Here is a 17192-nt window from a genome sequence, read left to right as displayed (position 1 = left end):
GCCCGCGGAGTGCCGCCGCGGAATATCCGGGCAGCTTCCACCCGGCTTCTTATACGCAACAACGGCCATCAGGGAAATTACTCCAGACCGGCTTCTTCCTCCGAAATCCGCCACAGCCGACTGGCTTCGGCCCGGTTGCGGGCTGTGCCCGAGGTGCGGGCGGGCTGGCTGTTCTTAAAGTAGCGGCCACTAATTGAGGCTACCTGCGGGTCGGAGGCCAGGAAGATGCTGGTTTTGGCTCCTACTTCGGCCGTCACCATTACCGGGCGGGCCAGCCACCACATCAGCTTCATGGCCCGGGAGCTGCCGGGATTCACCAGGCCCGTGTCCACGATGCCGGGATGCAGGCAGTTGGCCGTAATGCCGGTGAGTTCCAGGCGGTGGGCCAGCTCGTTGGTAAACAGAATATTGGCCAGCTTTGAGTCGCAGTAGGCCGTGAATGAGCTGTATTTGTCAGGAGCATTGCGGAACGTCTGGGCCGGCTCAATCTCGCCCAGCCAGTGCGCTTCCGAAGCCACGTTGATGATGCGCGCCCGGCCCGCCGCGTCGAGCAGGGGCAGTAGCAGGTTGGTCAGCAGAAACGGAGCCAGGTGATTGGTAACCCAGCTCAGTTCGTGGCCTTCCGCGGTAATTGTCAGGGGCCCGGGCATGATGCCGGCGTTGTTGATCAGCACGTCGAGCGTGGGGTAGCGCCGCAAGACTTCCGCCGCCAGGGCCCGCACCTCGCTGAGCAGGGAAAGGTCACAGAGCAGAATGTCGGGCGTGCTGGCTGGGTTTACCTGCTGAATCAGGGCTTTGGTTTGCTCGGCCCGCTCGGGGTTGCGGCATACCAGAATAAGGTGGGCGCCGCGCCGGGCCAGCTCCCGGGCCGTAATCTGCCCGATACCACCCGAGGCGCCGGTAATAAGAATGTTTTTTCCATCCAGACGATGGGAGTCAGCAAGCGCAGCCATGAGCGGGCAGAAGGAGGCAAAGCAATAGGAGAGAACCGCGCCCAAAGGGCCGTTTTGCCTCTAAACGATAAAACGATACCGGGAAGTTGTCCTTTTTCGCAGATAGAACGCTGGGTGATGTTCGGAATGCACCAAGCTGCGCCCACAAGCAAAACGGAAGCCGGGGCTCCTAAGGAGGAGTTCCAGCTTCCGTTCGTACAAGTGCAGGGCAGGCGCCCGACTAGCCAGCCTTAGAAGGGCAGGTCGTTGTCGTCGTCGCCGGCGATGGGTGCCGCGGGAGCAGCACGCAGGTTCGGGTTCTGATTCTGGGCAGGAGCAGCGGCGCGAGGAGCGGCAGCTTGCTGGCCGTAGCCACCACCGGCGGGAGCACCGCCGCCCGTGCCGGCCTCAATGCGCCAGGCTTCCAGGTTAGTGAAATACAGCATCTGGCCGTTCTTGTTGAAGCCGCGGCCACGCAGGTTGAAGGTAACTTTCACCTCGTCACCTACTTTGTAGGAGTCGATGAGGGCGGTTTTATCTTGAACCAACTGGAACTTGATATGCTCAGGGTACTGGCCATCCTGAACTTCCAGCACAAATTCGCGCTTGCGGAATTTCTCACTCACCTGCTGTTCGTCAAAAATCTCGTGCAGGCGGCCGGTAGCGTCGTAAGCCATAAAAAAAATCGTTAAGTGGGTAAATCCTTACTTCAAACGTACGAAAAAAAACGCGTTATGGCTATCCACGCCGCCCAAAATCCGGACCCCGGAGCTGCGTATCTTTGCCTTTCGATCTTGCCCTCAGCCCTCTAAATAACCCTCGTCTAATGGATTTTCCTTTTGCTTTAGCCTTGCACGGTGGTGCCGGTACCATCTCCCGCACCCTGATGTCGGCCGAAGCCGAGCACAACTATCGCCAGGCCCTACAGGCCGCTCTCGAAACCGGCTACGACGTGCTACGCCACGGCGGCGCGGCCCTCGACGCGGTGCAGGCTGCCGTGGTTAGCCTCGAAGATTGCCCGCTTTTTAACGCCGGCCGCGGGGCGGTGTTCACCCATGAGGGGCACCACGAAATGGATGCCTCTCTGATGGACGGCCGCAACCGCGCCGCCGGGGCCGTTACCGGGGCTCGCCACATTCAGAACCCGATTCGAGCAGCCCGGCTGGTGATGGAAAAGACCGAGCACGTGCTGCTGGCTTACCCCGGCAACGAGGAACTGGCCCGGGAGTTTGGCTTGGCTATGCAGCCTACCGAGTATTTTTTCACCCAGCACCGCTTCGACCAGCTGCAGGAAGCCCTGGCCGAAGGCCGCATGCGCCTCGACCATAGCCAGGCTATTCAGGCCCCGCTGGAAGAGCCGGTAGCTTTCGTGGATGAAGACCCTAAGAAAAAGATGGGTACCGTGGGCGCCGTAGCCCGCGACCAGCACGGCAACCTGGCCGCCGCCACCAGCACGGGCGGGATGACTAACAAGCGCTACTCCCGCATCGGCGACTCACCCATCATCGGCTCGGGCACGTTTGCCGACAACCGTACCTGCGCCATTAGCTGCACCGGGCACGGCGAGTTCTTCCTGCGCGCTGTGGTGGCCCACGATATTTCCTGCCTGATGGAATACCGCGGCCTGAGTCTGGCCGAAGCCTGCCGCATCGTGGTGCACGAGAAGCTGGCACCGGTCGGTGGGGAAGGAGGCTTGGTGGCCGTGGATAGCACCGGCCAGATTGCGCTGCCCTTCAACTCCGACGGGATGTACCGCGCCAGCCTGAGCTCTAATGGCTCCCTCTACGTGGGCATTTACAAAGACTAATCGGGGCGGACTTTTTAGTACCTATTATATAAGGAGTAAAAATCGTCATTTGACAAGACTGTAAACGTCAAAAGCAGAACGCCGCCTTTCTTCCCGAAAGGCGGCGTTCTGCTTTTAAATGGCTAGGGCAAATTATGCCGTGGCCGTTTGGGGGCCGAGGAAATTTCGGGCGTCGGTTCCGGCGACTCGGTGGGAGCCGGCGCAAAGGCCGTTTTGTCGGCGTAGAATTTCCGGTTCTCAATATCGTAGGTATTCCCCTTGGCCAGCACGTGCAGGGTCATGTTCTCCATCGACAGGGCCGCGCCTTTTTTGGCCGCCGCCGCGTTGTTGTGCTGCAGGTTGTGGCCGTCCATGATGATGACCAGATTGGAACCGATGGTTTCGATAATGTTGCCTTCGGTAATCAACACGCCGGTGTCTTCGCCCAGACCGATGCCGATGAGCTTGGGGTGCAACGCCACGGCTTCCATGAGGCGGCCAAAGCGGCCCCGCTTCACAAAGTGCGAGTCGATGACCACGCTACGGTTCAGGCTCAGGCCGGTGCCAATCTTGACGGCACCCTTCATCAGAGCGTCGGGCACGCTGCCACCCATAATCATGATGTGCGACATGGCCATGGCCCCGGCGCTGGTACCGGCAATGACGAAATTGGGCTCGTTGTAGTAGCGGGCCGTCATCCGGTCCAGAAACTCACTTTCCCCAAACATCATTTTCAGGCGCGACTGGTTGCCCCCGCTCATCATCACGATGTCGGCTTCGAGCAGGCGGGCCAGGTACTCGGGCTGCTGCGCGTCTTCCGGCGTCCGGATGTCGAGGATGCCCACGTTCATGCAATTGAGCATGGCAAACGACGACACGTAAATCTTGGCCACTTCCTCCGGAATCATGGACGCCGTGGTGATGACCTCAATGCGCGGATTGGATTTGCCCGACTCCGTTACAACGCGCTTGAGAATACCAAGCTCAAAAAAGTTGAGGTAGTACTTCTTCTTGGTGCGCGGGTTAGGATAGGTGCCTTTATCTTCATTGCCTCCGATGGCAATTAACTTCCCGAGAGGTTTAGGTGCTTTCAACGCGACAACTCAACTTTAATGACAACGAAAAGAAAATAACTCCGGACGGGCAAGCAAGGTTCAGGCCACACCCGCCAGAGCTCAACGGCAAGTTAGGCTGTTTGACCCACCATCGTATCGAAAGTACTGGTCGCTACCGAATGGTAATTGGCGCGAGCCCGGGCGTAGATGCGCTGGGCTCGTTCCCGGCCGCCGGGCAAGGCTAGGAGCGCCTTATATATCGGTACCAGAAATTTGCGCCGGCCCACGTGGGTTAGAAAATTTTCCGTGGCCTCGTCGGCGGGAGTATAGCCAGCCGCCAGAGCCAGAGGAAACCAGGCGGCCAGAATTTCGGCGTTGCCTGACTGGGTAAAGCCAAACGCGGCATCCAGCTCGGTTAGCCGCTCGGCCGACAAACTTTTGGGCAAGCCCTGTAGAAAGTGAACCCACTCGTGAGAACTCCACTCGACTGTTGGTAGAGTTGCGGCCGGAGCCCCTTGCTGCCATTTCTGCAAAGCAGCTTCCACGGCCGCAAACCGCTCCGACGACACAGGTGGGGCCACCGCCGGAATACCCGGGCCGTTAATCCAGGCGTCGAGCTGCAACTGCTCCTCCAGCCCCGGTTCTTTGTCCAGCATTTCCCGGCGCAGGTAGGCTACAAACGAAACCGTATCCATGGATCGGAAGCTGAAGCGGGCGAAGTACTCCTTAATAAAGGAGTCCAGCTTTTCCCGGCCCACCAGCTTTTCCAGGGTCAGTAGGAGGTAGTTGCCCTTTTCGTAGGCAATTTCATTGAGTCCTTCGTCGGGGTCCCGGCCGGCCAGGTTGAGGTGCAGGTGGGTGTCTTTGCTGGTAGCGCCGAGCTCTTCCACCGTATGGAGCAAGCCGGTGTGACCCAGCACCTGCAGCATGTCGGCGTAAGAGCTGCCATAAAGACGCTCCATGATACGGCGCTCAAAGTAGACTGTGAAGCCTTCGTTCAGCCAGAAATCATTCCAGGTAGCGTTGGTCACCAGGTTGCCCGACCAGGAATGAGCCAACTCGTGGGCTACCAGGCTGGTCAGGCTTCGGTCACCGGCCAGAATAGTAGGTGTTACAAATGTTAAACGCGGGTTTTCCATACCCCCAAATGGAAAGCTCGGGGCAGCACCAATAAATCGTATTGCTCCCAGCGGTAGGGGCCGTACAACTCTTCAGCCGCCGCTACCATATTTTCTAGGTCGACAAACTCGTGCGTGGCGGTGGGCAGGGTAGCAGGCTCCGCATAAATTCCTGTGCGCGTGCTCAAGGAACTATATTCCACGTTGCCCACGGCCAGAGCCATTAGGTAGGAGGGGATGGGCTGCTGCATGCGGAACGTGTACTCGCCGCGTGGGTCAAGCTGCTGCGGATTCTCGGCGCTCATCAGCGCCAGCAAGTGGGCCGGTACCCGCACCCGGGCCTCGTAAGTGAAGCGCACTCCCGGCGAGTCCTGGCACGGAATCCAGCTGCGGGCCAGAATTGCCTGCGACTGGGTAAACAGAAACGGCTGCTCCCGGCCGGCGGTTTGCTCGGGTGACAGCCACTGCAGCGCCGCTGCTCCTGGGGCAGTTCGGTACCGAAGGCTGACCACTTTCGTATCGGGGCGCACCGTTATGCGGAGCGGCTGACCAAGCACGGGGTCGCCGGCCCCAGCTCGAAGTCAGTAACCGGCCCATCGGGGCCATCCAGTCGAACGGCCTCTATGGTCAGTGTGCGGGCGTCGAGCCAGAGCTCAGTGGCACCCGTGTGGTTGGTCAGCTGCCAGGTGGCCATGCCCCGCAAGGTGCGAGTCGAGAAATTAACCTCAAGGTCGAGGAGTAGGTGACGCACCTGCACCTGAGCCGGGCGGGCGTAGCTATGCGGGTCGGGGGTAAACATACAGTCAGGAGCCGAAGAAGCGGAACAATACTTACCCTGTACGGGAAAGGCCGCAAATATAGCCCAAACCCGGAGGTGAATTTGCGGTTTGCCAACAGAGGGAGTAGCGGCAAAACTAGTATCTTGCAGCGTCGTGTGGTACTGCTTTCTCCACAACCCCAGGGCCCGGAAAGCAGTAGAACGCGCAGAGTGCTACGCCGGCACGTTGGTCAGCTTTTTGATTGACCTGCAGCGGCGGTAGCCTATTCTGCCTCTCTCACCACGACCTACGTACATGAATCAAGTAAATCGTCCGGCTTTTCTTACCGTCCTTGTGTTCTGGCTAATCAGCCTGACCATGCTAGGCTCGGCGTGCAGCCAGGATCAGAAAGATAAAATCCAGAACGCTGTAGCAGGTGGCCCCTCCCAAGATGGCGGAGCCCAGCCTAAGCTCGACAGTACCTTCGTCATTCGCTACATGACGGCTGAGCCGGCCTTCAAGGACCAGCTTGATTGGGGCAAAAAATTCTATCGGGAGCGGGACTTCCGCTTAGGGTGGTTCCGGAATCACGAGCTGGTGCCTCAGGCCAAAACCTTGCTCAGCGTCATCAACAAGGCTGCCGACGAAGGCCTCGACCCACGCGACTACAAGGTAAAGGACTTCGATAAGCTCTTCGCCGAGTTTGAGAAGTCCAAGTCTGATTCGACCAAGCGCAACGCACTGGAAAAAGAGATAGACGTCGCGCTTTCAGGTACTTACTTTAACTGGGCCTCCGATTTTTACCGGGGCACAGTAAACCCGCGCGAGGTAAAAAGCATCGATTGGAAGGTTAAGCGTAACAAAATCAAGTTGCACAAGGCCTTGATGACTATCCTCAAGGAACGCGAAAGTACTTATCCGTACTACGAGTTTGAGCCCCTGCACCCTGAGTATGACCGTCTGAAAAAAGCCTTGGCTGAGTATCGCACCATTCAGCGCAACGGGGGCTGGCCTACCTTGCCTGCTACTACCAAGCTCAAGCCCGGTGATACGTCGCCGGTCGTAGCTCAGCTCCGGCAGCGGTTACTGGGTGGCTCTGCTACCCCCGCCGAACCCACAGCTCCGGCTACTCCCGCCACCGCTACTACCCCCGTTCAGAGCACTGCCAATGTGACGCCGGCAGCCGCCCCGGCCGAGAAGTATACCCCTGAGCTGGTCAACGCGGTCAAGCAGTTTCAGGAACTCAACGGCCTCAAAGCTGATGGTATCGTAAGCGGAGAGACCCTTAAGACCCTGAACGTTCCGGTCTCGGCCCGCATCGACCAGATCATTCTGAACATGGAGCGCTGGCGCTGGGTACCCAAGAAGTTTGAGCCCAGCTACCTGCTGGTCAACATCCCAGACTACAAGCTGCACGTCATCGAAAATAACAAGGAAGTTTTCGACATGCGGGTTATCGTAGGCAAGGCATTGAACGCTACTCCAGTGTTTAGTGACAAGATGGAGTTCGTGGTTTTGTCGCCCTATTGGAACGTGCCGTGGAGCATCATCGACAAGGAACTGCGGCCAAAGCTGATCAATAACCCTCGTATCTGGACCGCTTAGATATGGAAGTTGTGAAGGGTTACGGCAAGAAAGCTGTGGCTGTATCTCCCAGTTCCATCGATTGGTCGAGCATCACTCAGGAGACCTTTAAGTATACTGTGCGGCGCCGTCCCGGCCCTAAAAATGACCTGGGTGAGGTGAAGTTTATCTTCCCCAACTCGAACGACGTGTACCTGCACGACACGCCCCATGACGAGCTCTTCAGCCAGGCCAAGCGTGGTTTCAGCCACGGTTGCGTGCGGGTAGCAGAGCCTCTGAAACTAGCCGAGTACCTGCTGCGCGACAAACCAGGCTGGGACCTGCAGACCATTCAGGACACCATTGCCAACCGCAAGGAGAAGTACGTAGCCCTGAAAGAAAAGCTTCCTGTGTACTTGGTTTACTTCACTGCTTGGGTGGATGAAGCCGGCAGCCTGCACTTCCGCGACGATATTTACAACCATGACAAAGCCTTAGCGCGGGAATATTTCGACTAGCCTAGGGTAGAGAGTAAATTCCTACTAAACCATGCAAACTGGCTACCGGCAAATCTTGTCGGTAGCCAGTTTTGTTTTAATCCAGTACCTACCTCAACCATCGCGCAAATAAAATCGGAACTTGGCTGGAACAAAGACAGCGAGGCTGAATGAATAGAGTTTGGTACTACGTATGTACAAAACGCCTGAAATACTGGAGCAGCAATACCCTTTCAACTACTAGGAAGAATAGGCGAGAGGCAGATAACATTTGTTTTACTTTTGTAATCTATATCCACCTGTTGATTGGGCGTAAACAAAAGTAACCAGGCATAGGCTTCATTATTTACATATGAAACACAGTAGAACTTCCTTTCCAAGCCTACAGTTGTTTCGTACATTTGTAAATCACATAGTGTTTTCATGGTTGAGCGTATTCGAGCCTTGCTGCAAGCCCGCCAATTGAGCCCGACTCAGTTTGCGGATGCTATTGGAGTTGCCCGACCAATTGTGAGTCATATTCTAAGCGGGCGTAATAAGCCTAGCCTGGAAGTGGTTCAAAAGATCATTGGGGCATTCCCGGAGCTTTCTTTGCCTTGGCTGCTCAGTGGCACGGGCCCCATGCTAGCCAGTAGCGTACCGCTAGCACCCGTTTCAGCAGTTGCACCAGCTAGTGAGGCAGCACCCGGTGTTGAGGCCGTAGAAACCCTCTAAAGCGTCCTCGCGCTACAGTGGCTCCAGCTACGCTAGTTGCTGACCCTACAACCTCATTACCACCTGCGCAAAGCCCCTCGGCCGCAGTTGAGCCTACGCCGCTTCCGGCTGACGCTGGTGCAGCAGAGGAGCCCCAAAGTCAGTCAGTGCCCCTGCTTTGCCGTCGGCAGTTACTGCTCAACCTCCTGCTGTAAAAGCTGCTGCCCCATGGATGCCTCTGTACTGGCTTTAGCAGAGCCAGGAAAAAAGATTCGGCGTATCGTCATTTTCTACCAAGACGGCACCTTTGCCGACTACCAGCCAGAGTAGTGCTCTACCTGCCAATAGATGAGCTATAAAGCGGCAATTCAGGCAGCTGATAGCAGCAGTGCAATTTGGCAGATCGCAAAAAGCCTTCCTTGATTTTGACGAGGCATAACCTGTTTTCGCTGGTTTAAGGCGAGTTATGGATGGCTACCTTGTAGGAGATAAATCTAGTATCTGGCTGGGCTTTAGAAAGAATAATATAATTTCTATATGTGTTTCTTAAGCGCTTGTATTTCAGAGTATGTATGAGTTTATTTAAAAGTAGACGTTGAGATAAAATTACTGATTGTATAGGATTAAGAATTACCGAATTAATCTTATAATTTCTTGTTTCAGGTGCAGCGGCAATATTGAGCTGCAAAATCCGAAGCTTGCTAAGTAAGTTGACATGCGGTGGCCGTGGAAAAAGGCAATATGTTGGTGGGGAGTTTGCGCTAACATAATTAGTGAGGTTAGCTTTATCCAGAGGGTCGGCTACACCTCGAGAAATAACTAGAGATTCAGGCGAACTAGTCAGCTTGTGGGGCTTCAGTTGGCTATTGCCCTAGTTATCATTTGTAACAAGGACGTAAAGTCGCTAAGCGGGATACTGTAGTTTATTAATGGTGTTACATTTCTTTACTGCTTAAAACGTCAAGGCTTTTTTGAAGGCACAGAGAGATGCAGTAGAATGCTTGGCTGTTTTGGCGGCGGTGCTTACCTTTGGGCCATGAAAAAGTCCCGTCTGCTCTTCCTGTTCGCCGCCTGCGGCTCGTTGTTCCTCGCCTCCTGCGAGCAAGCTCCCGACCCTGAGAAGGACCCCAGCGCTGATGCTGCCTATAAGCGTAACCACCGGGCCGAAATGTACCGGGAAGCTCAGCGCAGCAACGTAACTCAGTAAACCTGCTTATTGGGTAACCGCTAAAGGGCCCGCTCCAAAATAAAAGCCCCGCTCGACAACTGTCGGCGGGGCTTTGGCATTTCGGGCTGAATACTAACTCGACCTACGAAGCAATAGGAACGGACGTTTGGGCCAGGGGACCCACTAGCTCTGCGGGCAACTGGATAGTGCCCAGCAGCTGGGTTTCCAATAGCTGGGCCCAGGTCTGCAGGTAATACACCACGTCGTCGCGGTAGTTATGGCGAAGCGCGTTGCGGCGCTCGAAGGGCATGGCCGCCCGGATAGTCGGGTCGGAGAGCCGCTCCAGGTGAGTCAGGTCGGTGCGGGTAAAACCCAGGGCCAGCATCTCGTCGATGGTCTGGTCGATGGGCAGGCCGCTGGTGGGGCAATAGTCGAGCAGCTGCCGTTCCCAGTCGCCGTAGCGCTCCATGGCACGGGAGTGGATTTCGGCTTTGGTCAGGTGAGTGACGGTCTGCGCCAGGTGGCCGCAGTTGCAGCTGCCCATGTGGCCCCACTGGTAGGGCGCTTGCGTGGCAAGGCGCTGGGCAGTGTCGCGCAGGGCCTGGATTACAGGAAATGTGCTGAGGGCCATACTGATGAAGCGTATAGATGAAGGTGGAAAAACAAAGTCAGCGGATGCTATAATAAGCCCGGAACAACTTTTTTTGTTTCAGACCGCCGTATTATCCGGGGATTCCGCTTTATTTTCCTGGCTAGGCCGGCAATTACTGGCAAGTTGGCCTGCTCCGGCCGAGTGGCAGCAATACTAAACCAAAAAAGGCGTCCGGATCTAAGTCCGGACGCCTTTTTTAAGAAAGCAAGGATATAATGCTGGCTACCGTTACCGGCCTCCGCCTCCATTGCCGCGGAAGCGGCGACGCTGCCCGCCACTGCCAGCACCGTTGCCAGTGCTGCTGCCTGGAGTCCGTTCACCGGCAGGCCGGTTGGAGTTGGCCGAAGTAGAGCGGCCGCCACCCGAAGCTGCCGGGCGAGACTCGCCGCGGCCCGAGGAGTTGCCGGCGGCCGGGCGACCCGACCCTTGGCCGGAGCCTGCTGCACGCGGCGGACGGGCATCACCACCGCGGCCGGGCCGGGGAGCCCGCCCGGCTGGGCCTTTCGGACGCTGAATGGCAGGGCCACCGGAGAGGGGCACAGGCACCACGAACACGCTGAAGTAAGGATGATCAGAAACTACCGGAATCTGCCGGCGAATCAGCTTCTGGATATCCTGCAGATACGCCCGCTCTTCCTCGTCGCAGAAAGACAAGGCCACGCCGTCGGCGCCGGCCCGGCCAGTGCGCCCAATGCGGTGCACGTAGGTTTCGGGCTCGTTCGGAATTTCGTAGTTGATAACGTGGGTCAGCTCATCCACGTCGATGCCGCGGGCGGCAATGTCGGTGGCAACCAGCACGCGGGTGCTACCGGCTTTAAAGTTGGACAACGCCCGCTGCCGGTGGTTCTGGGACTTGTTGCCGTGGATGGCTTCGGCCGGAATGTTGGCCTTAGCCAACGTTTTGACCACTTTATCAGCCCCGTGCTTGGTACGGGTAAACACGAGCACGCGCTTGATGCTCTTGTCTTTGAGAATATGCTCCAGCAGCTCGGGCTTGTCGTTTTTGGGCACCATGTACACCGACTGGGTAATGGTATCGGCGGTGCTCGAAACCGGCGTTACCGCCACTTTTATCGGGTTCGGCTTTAGGATCGAGCCGGCCAGCTCCTGGATGACACCGGGCATGGTGGCCGAGAAGAACAGCGTCTGGCGCGAGGCCGGCAGCTTGGGCAGAATCCGCTTGATGTCATTGATGAAGCCCATGTCGAGCATGCGGTCCGCCTCATCGAGCACGAATACTTCGATGTGACGCAGATCCACGAAACCCTGATTCATCAAATCGAGCAGGCGGCCGGGAGTGGCAATGAGCACTTCTACGCCGCGCTTGAGGGCGTTGGTTTGGGGCGTCTGGCCCACGCCGCCGAAAATAACGGTGTGGCGTAGGGGCAGGTGGCGGCCGTAGGCGGCAAAGCTTTCCCCGATCTGGATGGCCAGCTCACGGGTGGGCGTGAGCACCATGCAGCGAATGCGGGAGTGCGAATGGTTTTCCAGCTTGGCCGTCTGGCTCAGAATCTGGAGAATGGGAACGGTAAAGGCCGCGGTTTTGCCGGTGCCGGTTTGGGCCACGCCCAGCAGGTCGCGCCCATCGAGCACGTGCGGAATGGCTTGCTGCTGAATGGGCGTGGGGTGGTGTAGCCTTCCTCGTGCAGGGCACGCAGAATAGGCGGAATTAGATTGAGTTCGTCGAACGTCATCAGAAAGGAAATGGAAAAGAAAAAAGGCCGCGGCACTACTTGAAACGGCCGGTGCAGCCTTTTTCTAGAAAAGCAGGCTGCGGTAAGCGTGTTAACTTGGCAAAAAATAAGAAGTGGGCTTAAGCAAAGCCCGGCGCCGCTGGCCGCGTATAAGCCAGGCAGCTAGGTAGCAGTTGTACGCGCCAGGCGGCGAAAAAGCCACTAACCTCAAATACTATGAACATCATCGACCGCAAAATCCTTCACGATGGATTCTACAAACTTACGCAATTGCTGGTGCAGGACGGCGGCCAGCAGCTCAAGCGGGAGCGTTTTGAGCCCGGGCAGGCCGTCGGAGCCCTGGTTTTCGACACCCAAAAGCAGCGCTATATCTTCGTGCGGCAGTTTCGGGTAGGAGCCGAAGCGGAGGTGCTGGAAATTCCGGCCGGCATGCTCGACAAGGAAGGTGAGCAGCCCGAGGAAGCCATGCGCCGCGAAATTCAGGAGGAGCTGGGCTACGAAGTCGACCGGATAACCTTTATCCGCAACTTCTACTCCTCGCCCGGCGGCAGCGCCGAGCAACTCTGGCTGTATTACGCCGAGGTAAGCCGGCAGACCGGCGCCGGTGGGGGCGTGGCCGACGAACACGAGAACATCGAAGTGGTCTGCCTCACCTACGACGAGCTGGTGGCCGAGCCTTGGCAGGACGCCAAAACCCTGATTGCGGCGCAGTGGGTGCAGCTGCAGTAAACCAGCGCATCAAGCAGAATAGAGCCGGTTTTTACCATTTGTGAAAACCGGATAACAGAAAGCCGAGTGGAGGGTAAACCTCACTCGGCTTTCTGTTTAGGACCGCTCAGAGGGCTACTGAACGTTGATGACGTATTCGAAGTCCTGCTTCAGCTTGGCGTCGGAAATAATCAGGGTCAGGGGCTGGGGCGTCTCCATTTTTACAAATGGAATAATCCGCTCACTCTTGTACTGGTCCTGGTTCCAGAAGCGGCCGGTGCCGGCCGTGAGGGTTTGGGCCAGCACTTCCTTGCCGTCCTTGGTGGTTGCCTTCAGGGCCAAAGCCGAGGGGTCGGCGTTCTGGGCACCGCGGCGGTACATCGTTACCTGAAGCTCCCCGCCCAGGGGCAGGTTCTTGAAACGGCGCTGATAGGTGCTGTCGGCCCAGCGGTTCATTTCGCGCATGGCGTTCAGGGCCGTGACCAGCTCGGCGTAGGGGCGGTAGGCCACGCGCGTCATGGAGGCATCCTTCTGGGAGTCCTCGTCGGTGTTTTTCGTCACGTTCAGCACCAGGGCGCATTCTTCGTCCTTTTTAGGACGCATGTAGCGTTTGCGCTCCGGGGTAACCATCTGGGCGGAGGCAGCAAAGGAAGAAAGCAGGGTAATGAGCAGGAAAAGCTTTTTCATCAAGCAACAAAAGAGAATAGGGTGGAGTGAACCGACCACCGTGCGGCAAAGGTACGCAAGAGCGCGACACGGCCCGCACCGGCTTCGCTGAACCCCCGCCGCGAAACGATGCAGCCCGCGAATCGGAAGTTCAACCAAAACGTGACCTAGTCATAATCCATGGGTAACGCCCAGGTCACACGCGGCGGCGAGCTTTGTCGTGGGTCAAACGCTCTGATTCTATGCCTGCTTTCGTGCTTGTTCCTGTTGGCCGGCGCCTGCTGCGGTGGCTGGCCTACGCGCTGTTTCAGCTGGCCCTAGTGCTGGCCTTTGCCCTGCACTCGGTGGCGGGGCTGTCGTCGGCTTTCCGGCGCAAAGATACCGCGGCGGACTCGCCCGTGCCCACCGGCCGCCTGACCCTGCCCCGCCATGCGTGAGTCCCGGCCCCGGCGGCGCAAACTCGACGTAGTCGTTATTTCCGACGTGCACCTGGGCACCTACGGCTGCCACGCCACCGAGCTGCTGCGCTACCTGAAAAGCGTGAAGCCTAAGGTGCTGGTGCTCAACGGCGACATTATCGACATCTGGCAGTTCAGCAAGAACTACTGGCCCGCTGCCCATATGCGGGTGGTGCGCTACCTGGCCGGGCTGGCCGCCAAAGGCACCCAGATTGAGTATCTGACCGGCAACCACGACGAGCTGCTGCGCAAGTTTGCCGGCACCCGCCTGGGCAATCTGCGCATCGACAACAAGCTGGTGCTGGAGCTGCCGGCCGGCAAAGCCTGGTTTTTTCACGGCGACGTATTCGACGTGACCATGCAGCATTCCCGCTGGCTGGCCCGCCTGGGCGCCCACGGCTACGACCTGCTGATTGTGCTCAACCGGGTCGTCAACTTCTTGCTGCAGAAGCTCGGCCGGCCCCGGGTGGCTTTGTCCAAGGCGGTGAAAGACCGGGTGAAAGGGGCCGTGAATCTGGTCAGCAACTTCGAGCAGACGGCGGCCGGTCTGGCCGTGGAGGGCGGCTACCAGTTTGTGGCCTGCGGGCATATTCACCAGCCCGAAATCAAGGAATTAACCACGCCCCGGGGCCCAGTAACTTACCTGAACTCCGGCGACTGGGTGGAAAACCTGACGGCCCTGGAGTACTCGGTCGAGGGCGGCTGGCAGCTTTACCGCTACGCCGACGACGTGGCCATGCAACGGCCCGCCGCCGCGGCCGATGCTCAGGACCAGGCCGCCGACGCGCCCGTGGCCGAGTTGCTCAGCGACTTGCTGGTGGAGTTTCAGCTGCACCGCCGCGCCGAATGAGACCCTACCGCGCAGCCCTATTATTCCCACTTGTAGTTACCTGATGCCCCGGATTCTATACGCCATTCAAGGCACCGGCAATGGCCACCTGAGCCGCGCCCTCGATATTGTGCCGCTACTGCAGCAACGGGCTAGCCGCGTGGATGTGCTGCTCAGCGGCCCACCCGCCGACCTTACGCTGCCTTTTGCCGTGCGCTACCGCTGCCATGGCATGGGCTTTATCTTTGGCAAAAAAGGCGGAGTCAATTTCGTCAAGACGTTCTGGCAGCTGAACTCGGCCGCCTTCCTGCGCGAAATCCGCCAGCTGCCGGTGGAAAGCTACGATTTGGTTATCAGTGACTTTGAGCCTGTGTCGGCTTGGGCCTGCCAGCTGCGCCGGGTGCCCTGCGTGGCCCTGAGCCACCAGAGCGCCGTGCTCAGCGAATACGCCCCGCGGCCCGAGAAGGAAGACCTCATTGGCCGGGCCGTGCTGCGACACTACGCCCCGGCCACGGCCCAGTACGGCTTTCACTTCGACCAGTACGAGCCCGGCATTCACACCCCCGTCATTCGGCGGCAGGTGCGGGAGCTGAGCCCGAGCAACGACGGTCACTACACGGTGTATCTGCCCGCCTTCGACGAGGAAACCCTGGTCAAGCGCCTGCGCTACCTGAGCGGGGCCACGCGCTGGGAAGTGTTTTCCAAGCACAGCACCCAGGAGTCGGAGCACGGCAACGTGCGGGTGCGGCCCGTAAGCGGCGCGGCCTTTACCGACAGCCTAGCCCGCAGCGCCGGAGTGCTGTGCGGGGCCGGGTTTGAAACGCCGGCCGAAGCCTTGTACCTGGGCAAAAAGCTGCTGGTGATTCCCATGAAAAACCAGTACGAGCAGGCCTGCAATGCTGCCGCTTTGGCCTGCCTGGGTGTGCCGGTAGTCAAAAGCCTCAAGGACAAGCACCTCGTGGCCCTCGACGACTGGCTGCGCACGGGCCGCCCCGTGCCGGTGCAGTACCCCGACCAAACCGCGGCCGTACTCGACAAGCTGCTACTGGAGCAGTTGCCGGTGCTGGCCCGCTAAGTGCCGCGGCCGGTATGGCCGGCGCGGCTTTTCCTTCGTTAGTAGCACATGCCTGAACGTGACGCGGCCCTGCCCGCCGCCTTTTTTCCGCCGACCACTCCGGCCCCGTTTTCCCGCGCCGACTTTGGCCCTGATTTCCGCTGGGGCGTGTCGGCGGCGGCTTACCAAACCGAAGGGGCCTGGAACCTGGACGGCAAGGGGCCCAGCATCTGGGACGACTTTGTGCGGCGGCCCGGTAAAATCCGCCGCCGCGAAACCGCCGATGTGGCCTGCGACTTCTACCACCGTTGGCCCCAGGACTTGGACTTGCTGCAGCAGCTGGGAATTCCCGATTTCCGCTTTTCCGTGGCCTGGTCGCGGGTGCAGCCCCGCGGCACTGGGTCCGTAAACGCCGCCGGCCTCGATTTTTACGACCGGCTGGTGGATGGCTGCCTGGAGCGGGGAATTACGCCCTGGCTCACGCTCTACCACTGGGATTTACCGGCCGAGCTGCAGCGCCGCGGGGGCTGGGCCAATCGCGACGTAGTAGGCTGGTTTACCGACTATGCCCAGCACGTGGCCGCCCGCCTTGGCGACCGGGTCTCGAACTGGATGGTGCTCAATGAGCCGATGGTATTCGTGGGGCGGGGCAGCTGCTGGGCCTGCACGCCCCGGGCCGCCGCAGCCTGGGCGGGTTTCTGGCCTCGGTGCACCACGCAACCCTGGCTCAGGCCGAAGGCGGCCGGGCGCTACGGGCCACGCTGCCAGCCGGAGCCCAGATTGGCACCACCTTTTCCTGCTCGTATCTAACGCCCTGGCGGCCCTTGTCAGGGTTGGATGCCCGAGCCCTGCGTCGCGCCGATGCCCTGCTCAACCGCCTGTTTGTGGAGCCGGCCCTGGGCCTGGGCTACCCCAGCGCCGATTTGCCCGTGCTCCGCTGGCTGGACCGCTACATCCGGCCCGGCGACGAGGCCCGCCTGCCCTTCGCCTTCGACTTTCTGGGCGTACAAAACTACACCCGGGAAGTTGTACGCTTTTCGCCCTACGTACCTCTAGCCTGGGCCACGCTGGTAGGAGCCAAGCAGCGGGGCGTGCCCTTTACCCAAATGGGCTGGGAGGTGTACCCCGAAAGCCTATACCAGATGCTGCGGCAGTTTGCGGCCTACCCAAATGCTCCCCGGCTTATCGTCACTGAAAACGGCGCAGCTTTTCCCGACCCGGCTCCGCAGCAGGGCCGTCTGACTGACCATGCCCGGCAAGCTTTCCTGCAGGCTTGTATTGGCCAGGTGCTGCGGGCTAAGCGGGAAGGAGTAACCGTAGACGGCTATTTTGCCTGGTCCTTTACCGATAATTTCGAATGGGCTGAAGGCTATGAGCCCCGGTTTGGCCTGGTCGGAGTCGACTTTGAAACCCAGCAGCGCACCGTCAAAGACTCGGGCCGCTGGTACCAGCAGTTTCTGGCCAGCAACGCCGGGGAAGCACTGTTTTCCGGTGCTGATACGCATGGAGCTACTACTGGATAAAGATTTATACATTTGGGTAAAATGGGTTTGTGTCGTGT

The 17192-nt window shown here is 58.8% G+C and carries 19 protein-coding genes and 1 pseudogene; 11 read left to right on the top strand and 9 right to left on the bottom strand.

Features of this window, described 5'->3' with window-relative positions:
• Positions 1-77: 77 nt before the first annotated feature.
• Both MUN79_RS21275 and MUN79_RS21270 read right to left on the bottom strand, forming a co-directional pair.
• Positions 78-953, bottom strand: a complete 876-nt coding sequence (locus MUN79_RS21275; protein ID WP_244674576.1) for an SDR family oxidoreductase — start codon at positions 951-953, stop codon at positions 78-80.
• Between the two features lie 230 nt (positions 954-1183).
• The gene (locus MUN79_RS21270; protein ID WP_244674575.1) at positions 1184-1609 is read right to left on the bottom strand and encodes a DUF3127 domain-containing protein; all 426 of its coding nucleotides are present in this window, start codon (positions 1607-1609) and stop codon (positions 1184-1186) included.
• A gap of 149 nt (positions 1610-1758) precedes the next feature.
• Between MUN79_RS21270 and MUN79_RS21265 the strand changes: the two genes are divergently transcribed.
• On the top strand, positions 1759-2739 hold the full coding sequence (locus tag MUN79_RS21265) for an isoaspartyl peptidase/L-asparaginase family protein (RefSeq protein ID WP_244674574.1): 981 nt from the start codon (positions 1759-1761) through the stop codon (positions 2737-2739).
• A gap of 122 nt (positions 2740-2861) precedes the next feature.
• Here the strand turns inward: MUN79_RS21265 and MUN79_RS21260 are convergent, their stop codons facing one another.
• The 4 genes from MUN79_RS21260 to MUN79_RS21245 all read right to left on the bottom strand — a co-directional run bounded on the left by MUN79_RS21260 (position 2862) and on the right by MUN79_RS21245 (position 5690).
• Positions 2862-3812, bottom strand: a complete 951-nt coding sequence (locus tag MUN79_RS21260) for a cyanophycinase (protein WP_244674573.1) — start codon at positions 3810-3812, stop codon at positions 2862-2864.
• A 92-nt stretch (positions 3813-3904) separates the two neighbouring features.
• Positions 3905-4912, bottom strand: coding sequence for a leukotriene A4 hydrolase C-terminal domain-containing protein (locus MUN79_RS21255; RefSeq protein WP_244674572.1), 1008 nt, complete (start codon positions 4910-4912; stop codon positions 3905-3907).
• On the bottom strand, positions 4894-5421 hold the full coding sequence (locus MUN79_RS21250; RefSeq protein ID WP_244674571.1) for a gluzincin family metallopeptidase: 528 nt from the start codon (positions 5419-5421) through the stop codon (positions 4894-4896). Before MUN79_RS21250 ends, MUN79_RS21255 begins: the two co-directional genes overlap by 19 nt.
• Before the next feature lie 2 nt (positions 5422-5423).
• Positions 5424-5690: a hypothetical protein gene (locus tag MUN79_RS21245; protein WP_244674570.1), complete on the bottom strand. Its 267-nt coding sequence runs from the start codon at positions 5688-5690 to the stop codon at positions 5424-5426.
• A 313-nt stretch (positions 5691-6003) separates the two neighbouring features.
• Here MUN79_RS21245 and MUN79_RS21240 point away from each other — a divergent pair, with 313 nt between their 5' ends.
• The 4 genes from MUN79_RS21240 (at position 6004) to MUN79_RS21230 (ending at position 9609) form a co-directional block, all read left to right on the top strand.
• Complete coding sequence (locus MUN79_RS21240; RefSeq protein WP_244674569.1) at positions 6004-7254, top strand: L,D-transpeptidase scaffold domain-containing protein; 1251 nt, start codon at positions 6004-6006, stop codon at positions 7252-7254.
• Between the two features lie 35 nt (positions 7255-7289).
• Positions 7290-7730: a L,D-transpeptidase family protein gene (locus MUN79_RS21235; RefSeq protein WP_244674568.1), complete on the top strand. Its 441-nt coding sequence runs from the start codon at positions 7290-7292 to the stop codon at positions 7728-7730.
• Positions 7731-8132: 402 nt separating this feature from the next.
• A complete protein-coding gene (locus tag MUN79_RS31960; protein WP_375378189.1) occupies positions 8133-8423 on the top strand; it encodes a helix-turn-helix domain-containing protein in 291 nt (96 codons plus the stop codon).
• 1015 nt (positions 8424-9438) lie between these two features.
• Positions 9439-9609 (top strand): hypothetical protein, encoded by a 171-nt coding sequence (locus tag MUN79_RS21230; RefSeq protein WP_244674567.1) that lies wholly within the window; start codon positions 9439-9441, stop codon positions 9607-9609.
• A 103-nt stretch (positions 9610-9712) separates the two neighbouring features.
• Here MUN79_RS21230 and MUN79_RS21225 read toward each other — a convergent pair whose 3' ends face one another.
• Both MUN79_RS21225 and MUN79_RS21220 read right to left on the bottom strand, forming a co-directional pair.
• On the bottom strand, positions 9713-10201 hold the full coding sequence (locus MUN79_RS21225; RefSeq protein ID WP_244674566.1) for a hypothetical protein: 489 nt from the start codon (positions 10199-10201) through the stop codon (positions 9713-9715).
• 249 nt (positions 10202-10450) lie between these two features.
• Positions 10451-11916, bottom strand: a pseudogene (locus tag MUN79_RS21220) (DEAD/DEAH box helicase).
• A 216-nt stretch (positions 11917-12132) separates the two neighbouring features.
• On the opposite strand from MUN79_RS21220, the gene MUN79_RS21215 reads away from it, so the two are divergent.
• On the top strand, positions 12133-12645 hold the full coding sequence (locus MUN79_RS21215) for an NUDIX domain-containing protein (RefSeq protein ID WP_244674565.1): 513 nt from the start codon (positions 12133-12135) through the stop codon (positions 12643-12645).
• Positions 12646-12759: 114 nt separating this feature from the next.
• Here MUN79_RS21215 and MUN79_RS21210 read toward each other — a convergent pair whose 3' ends face one another.
• Complete coding sequence (locus MUN79_RS21210) at positions 12760-13311, bottom strand: hypothetical protein (protein WP_244674564.1); 552 nt, start codon at positions 13309-13311, stop codon at positions 12760-12762.
• A gap of 233 nt (positions 13312-13544) precedes the next feature.
• Between MUN79_RS21210 and MUN79_RS21205 the strand changes: the two genes are divergently transcribed.
• The 5 genes from MUN79_RS21205 to MUN79_RS31300 are packed head-to-tail and all read left to right on the top strand — an operon-like array spanning position 13545 to position 17154.
• Positions 13545-13727, top strand: coding sequence for a hypothetical protein (locus MUN79_RS21205; protein ID WP_244674563.1), 183 nt, complete (start codon positions 13545-13547; stop codon positions 13725-13727).
• Entirely contained in the window at positions 13720-14598 is an 879-nt protein-coding gene (locus MUN79_RS21200; RefSeq protein ID WP_244674562.1) for a UDP-2,3-diacylglucosamine diphosphatase, read from the top strand. The genes MUN79_RS21205 and MUN79_RS21200 overlap by 8 nt, the downstream gene beginning before the upstream one ends.
• A 43-nt stretch (positions 14599-14641) precedes the next feature.
• Complete coding sequence (locus tag MUN79_RS21195) at positions 14642-15652, top strand: glycosyltransferase family protein (RefSeq protein WP_244674561.1); 1011 nt, start codon at positions 14642-14644, stop codon at positions 15650-15652.
• 48 nt (positions 15653-15700) lie between these two features.
• The gene (locus MUN79_RS31305) at positions 15701-16441 is read left to right on the top strand and encodes a glycoside hydrolase family 1 protein (RefSeq protein WP_311136545.1); all 741 of its coding nucleotides are present in this window, start codon (positions 15701-15703) and stop codon (positions 16439-16441) included.
• Positions 16339-17154: a glycoside hydrolase family 1 protein gene (locus MUN79_RS31300; RefSeq protein ID WP_311136544.1), complete on the top strand. Its 816-nt coding sequence runs from the start codon at positions 16339-16341 to the stop codon at positions 17152-17154. Before MUN79_RS31305 ends, MUN79_RS31300 begins: the two co-directional genes overlap by 103 nt.
• Positions 17155-17192 lie beyond the last annotated feature (38 nt).

It is taken from the genome of Hymenobacter cellulosilyticus, from assembly GCF_022919215.1.
In the GTDB taxonomy this organism is placed as follows: domain Bacteria; phylum Bacteroidota; class Bacteroidia; order Cytophagales; family Hymenobacteraceae; genus Hymenobacter; species Hymenobacter cellulosilyticus.
Note: the sequence above shows the minus strand (reverse complement) of the source record. Positions and strands in the feature narration are given on the sequence as shown.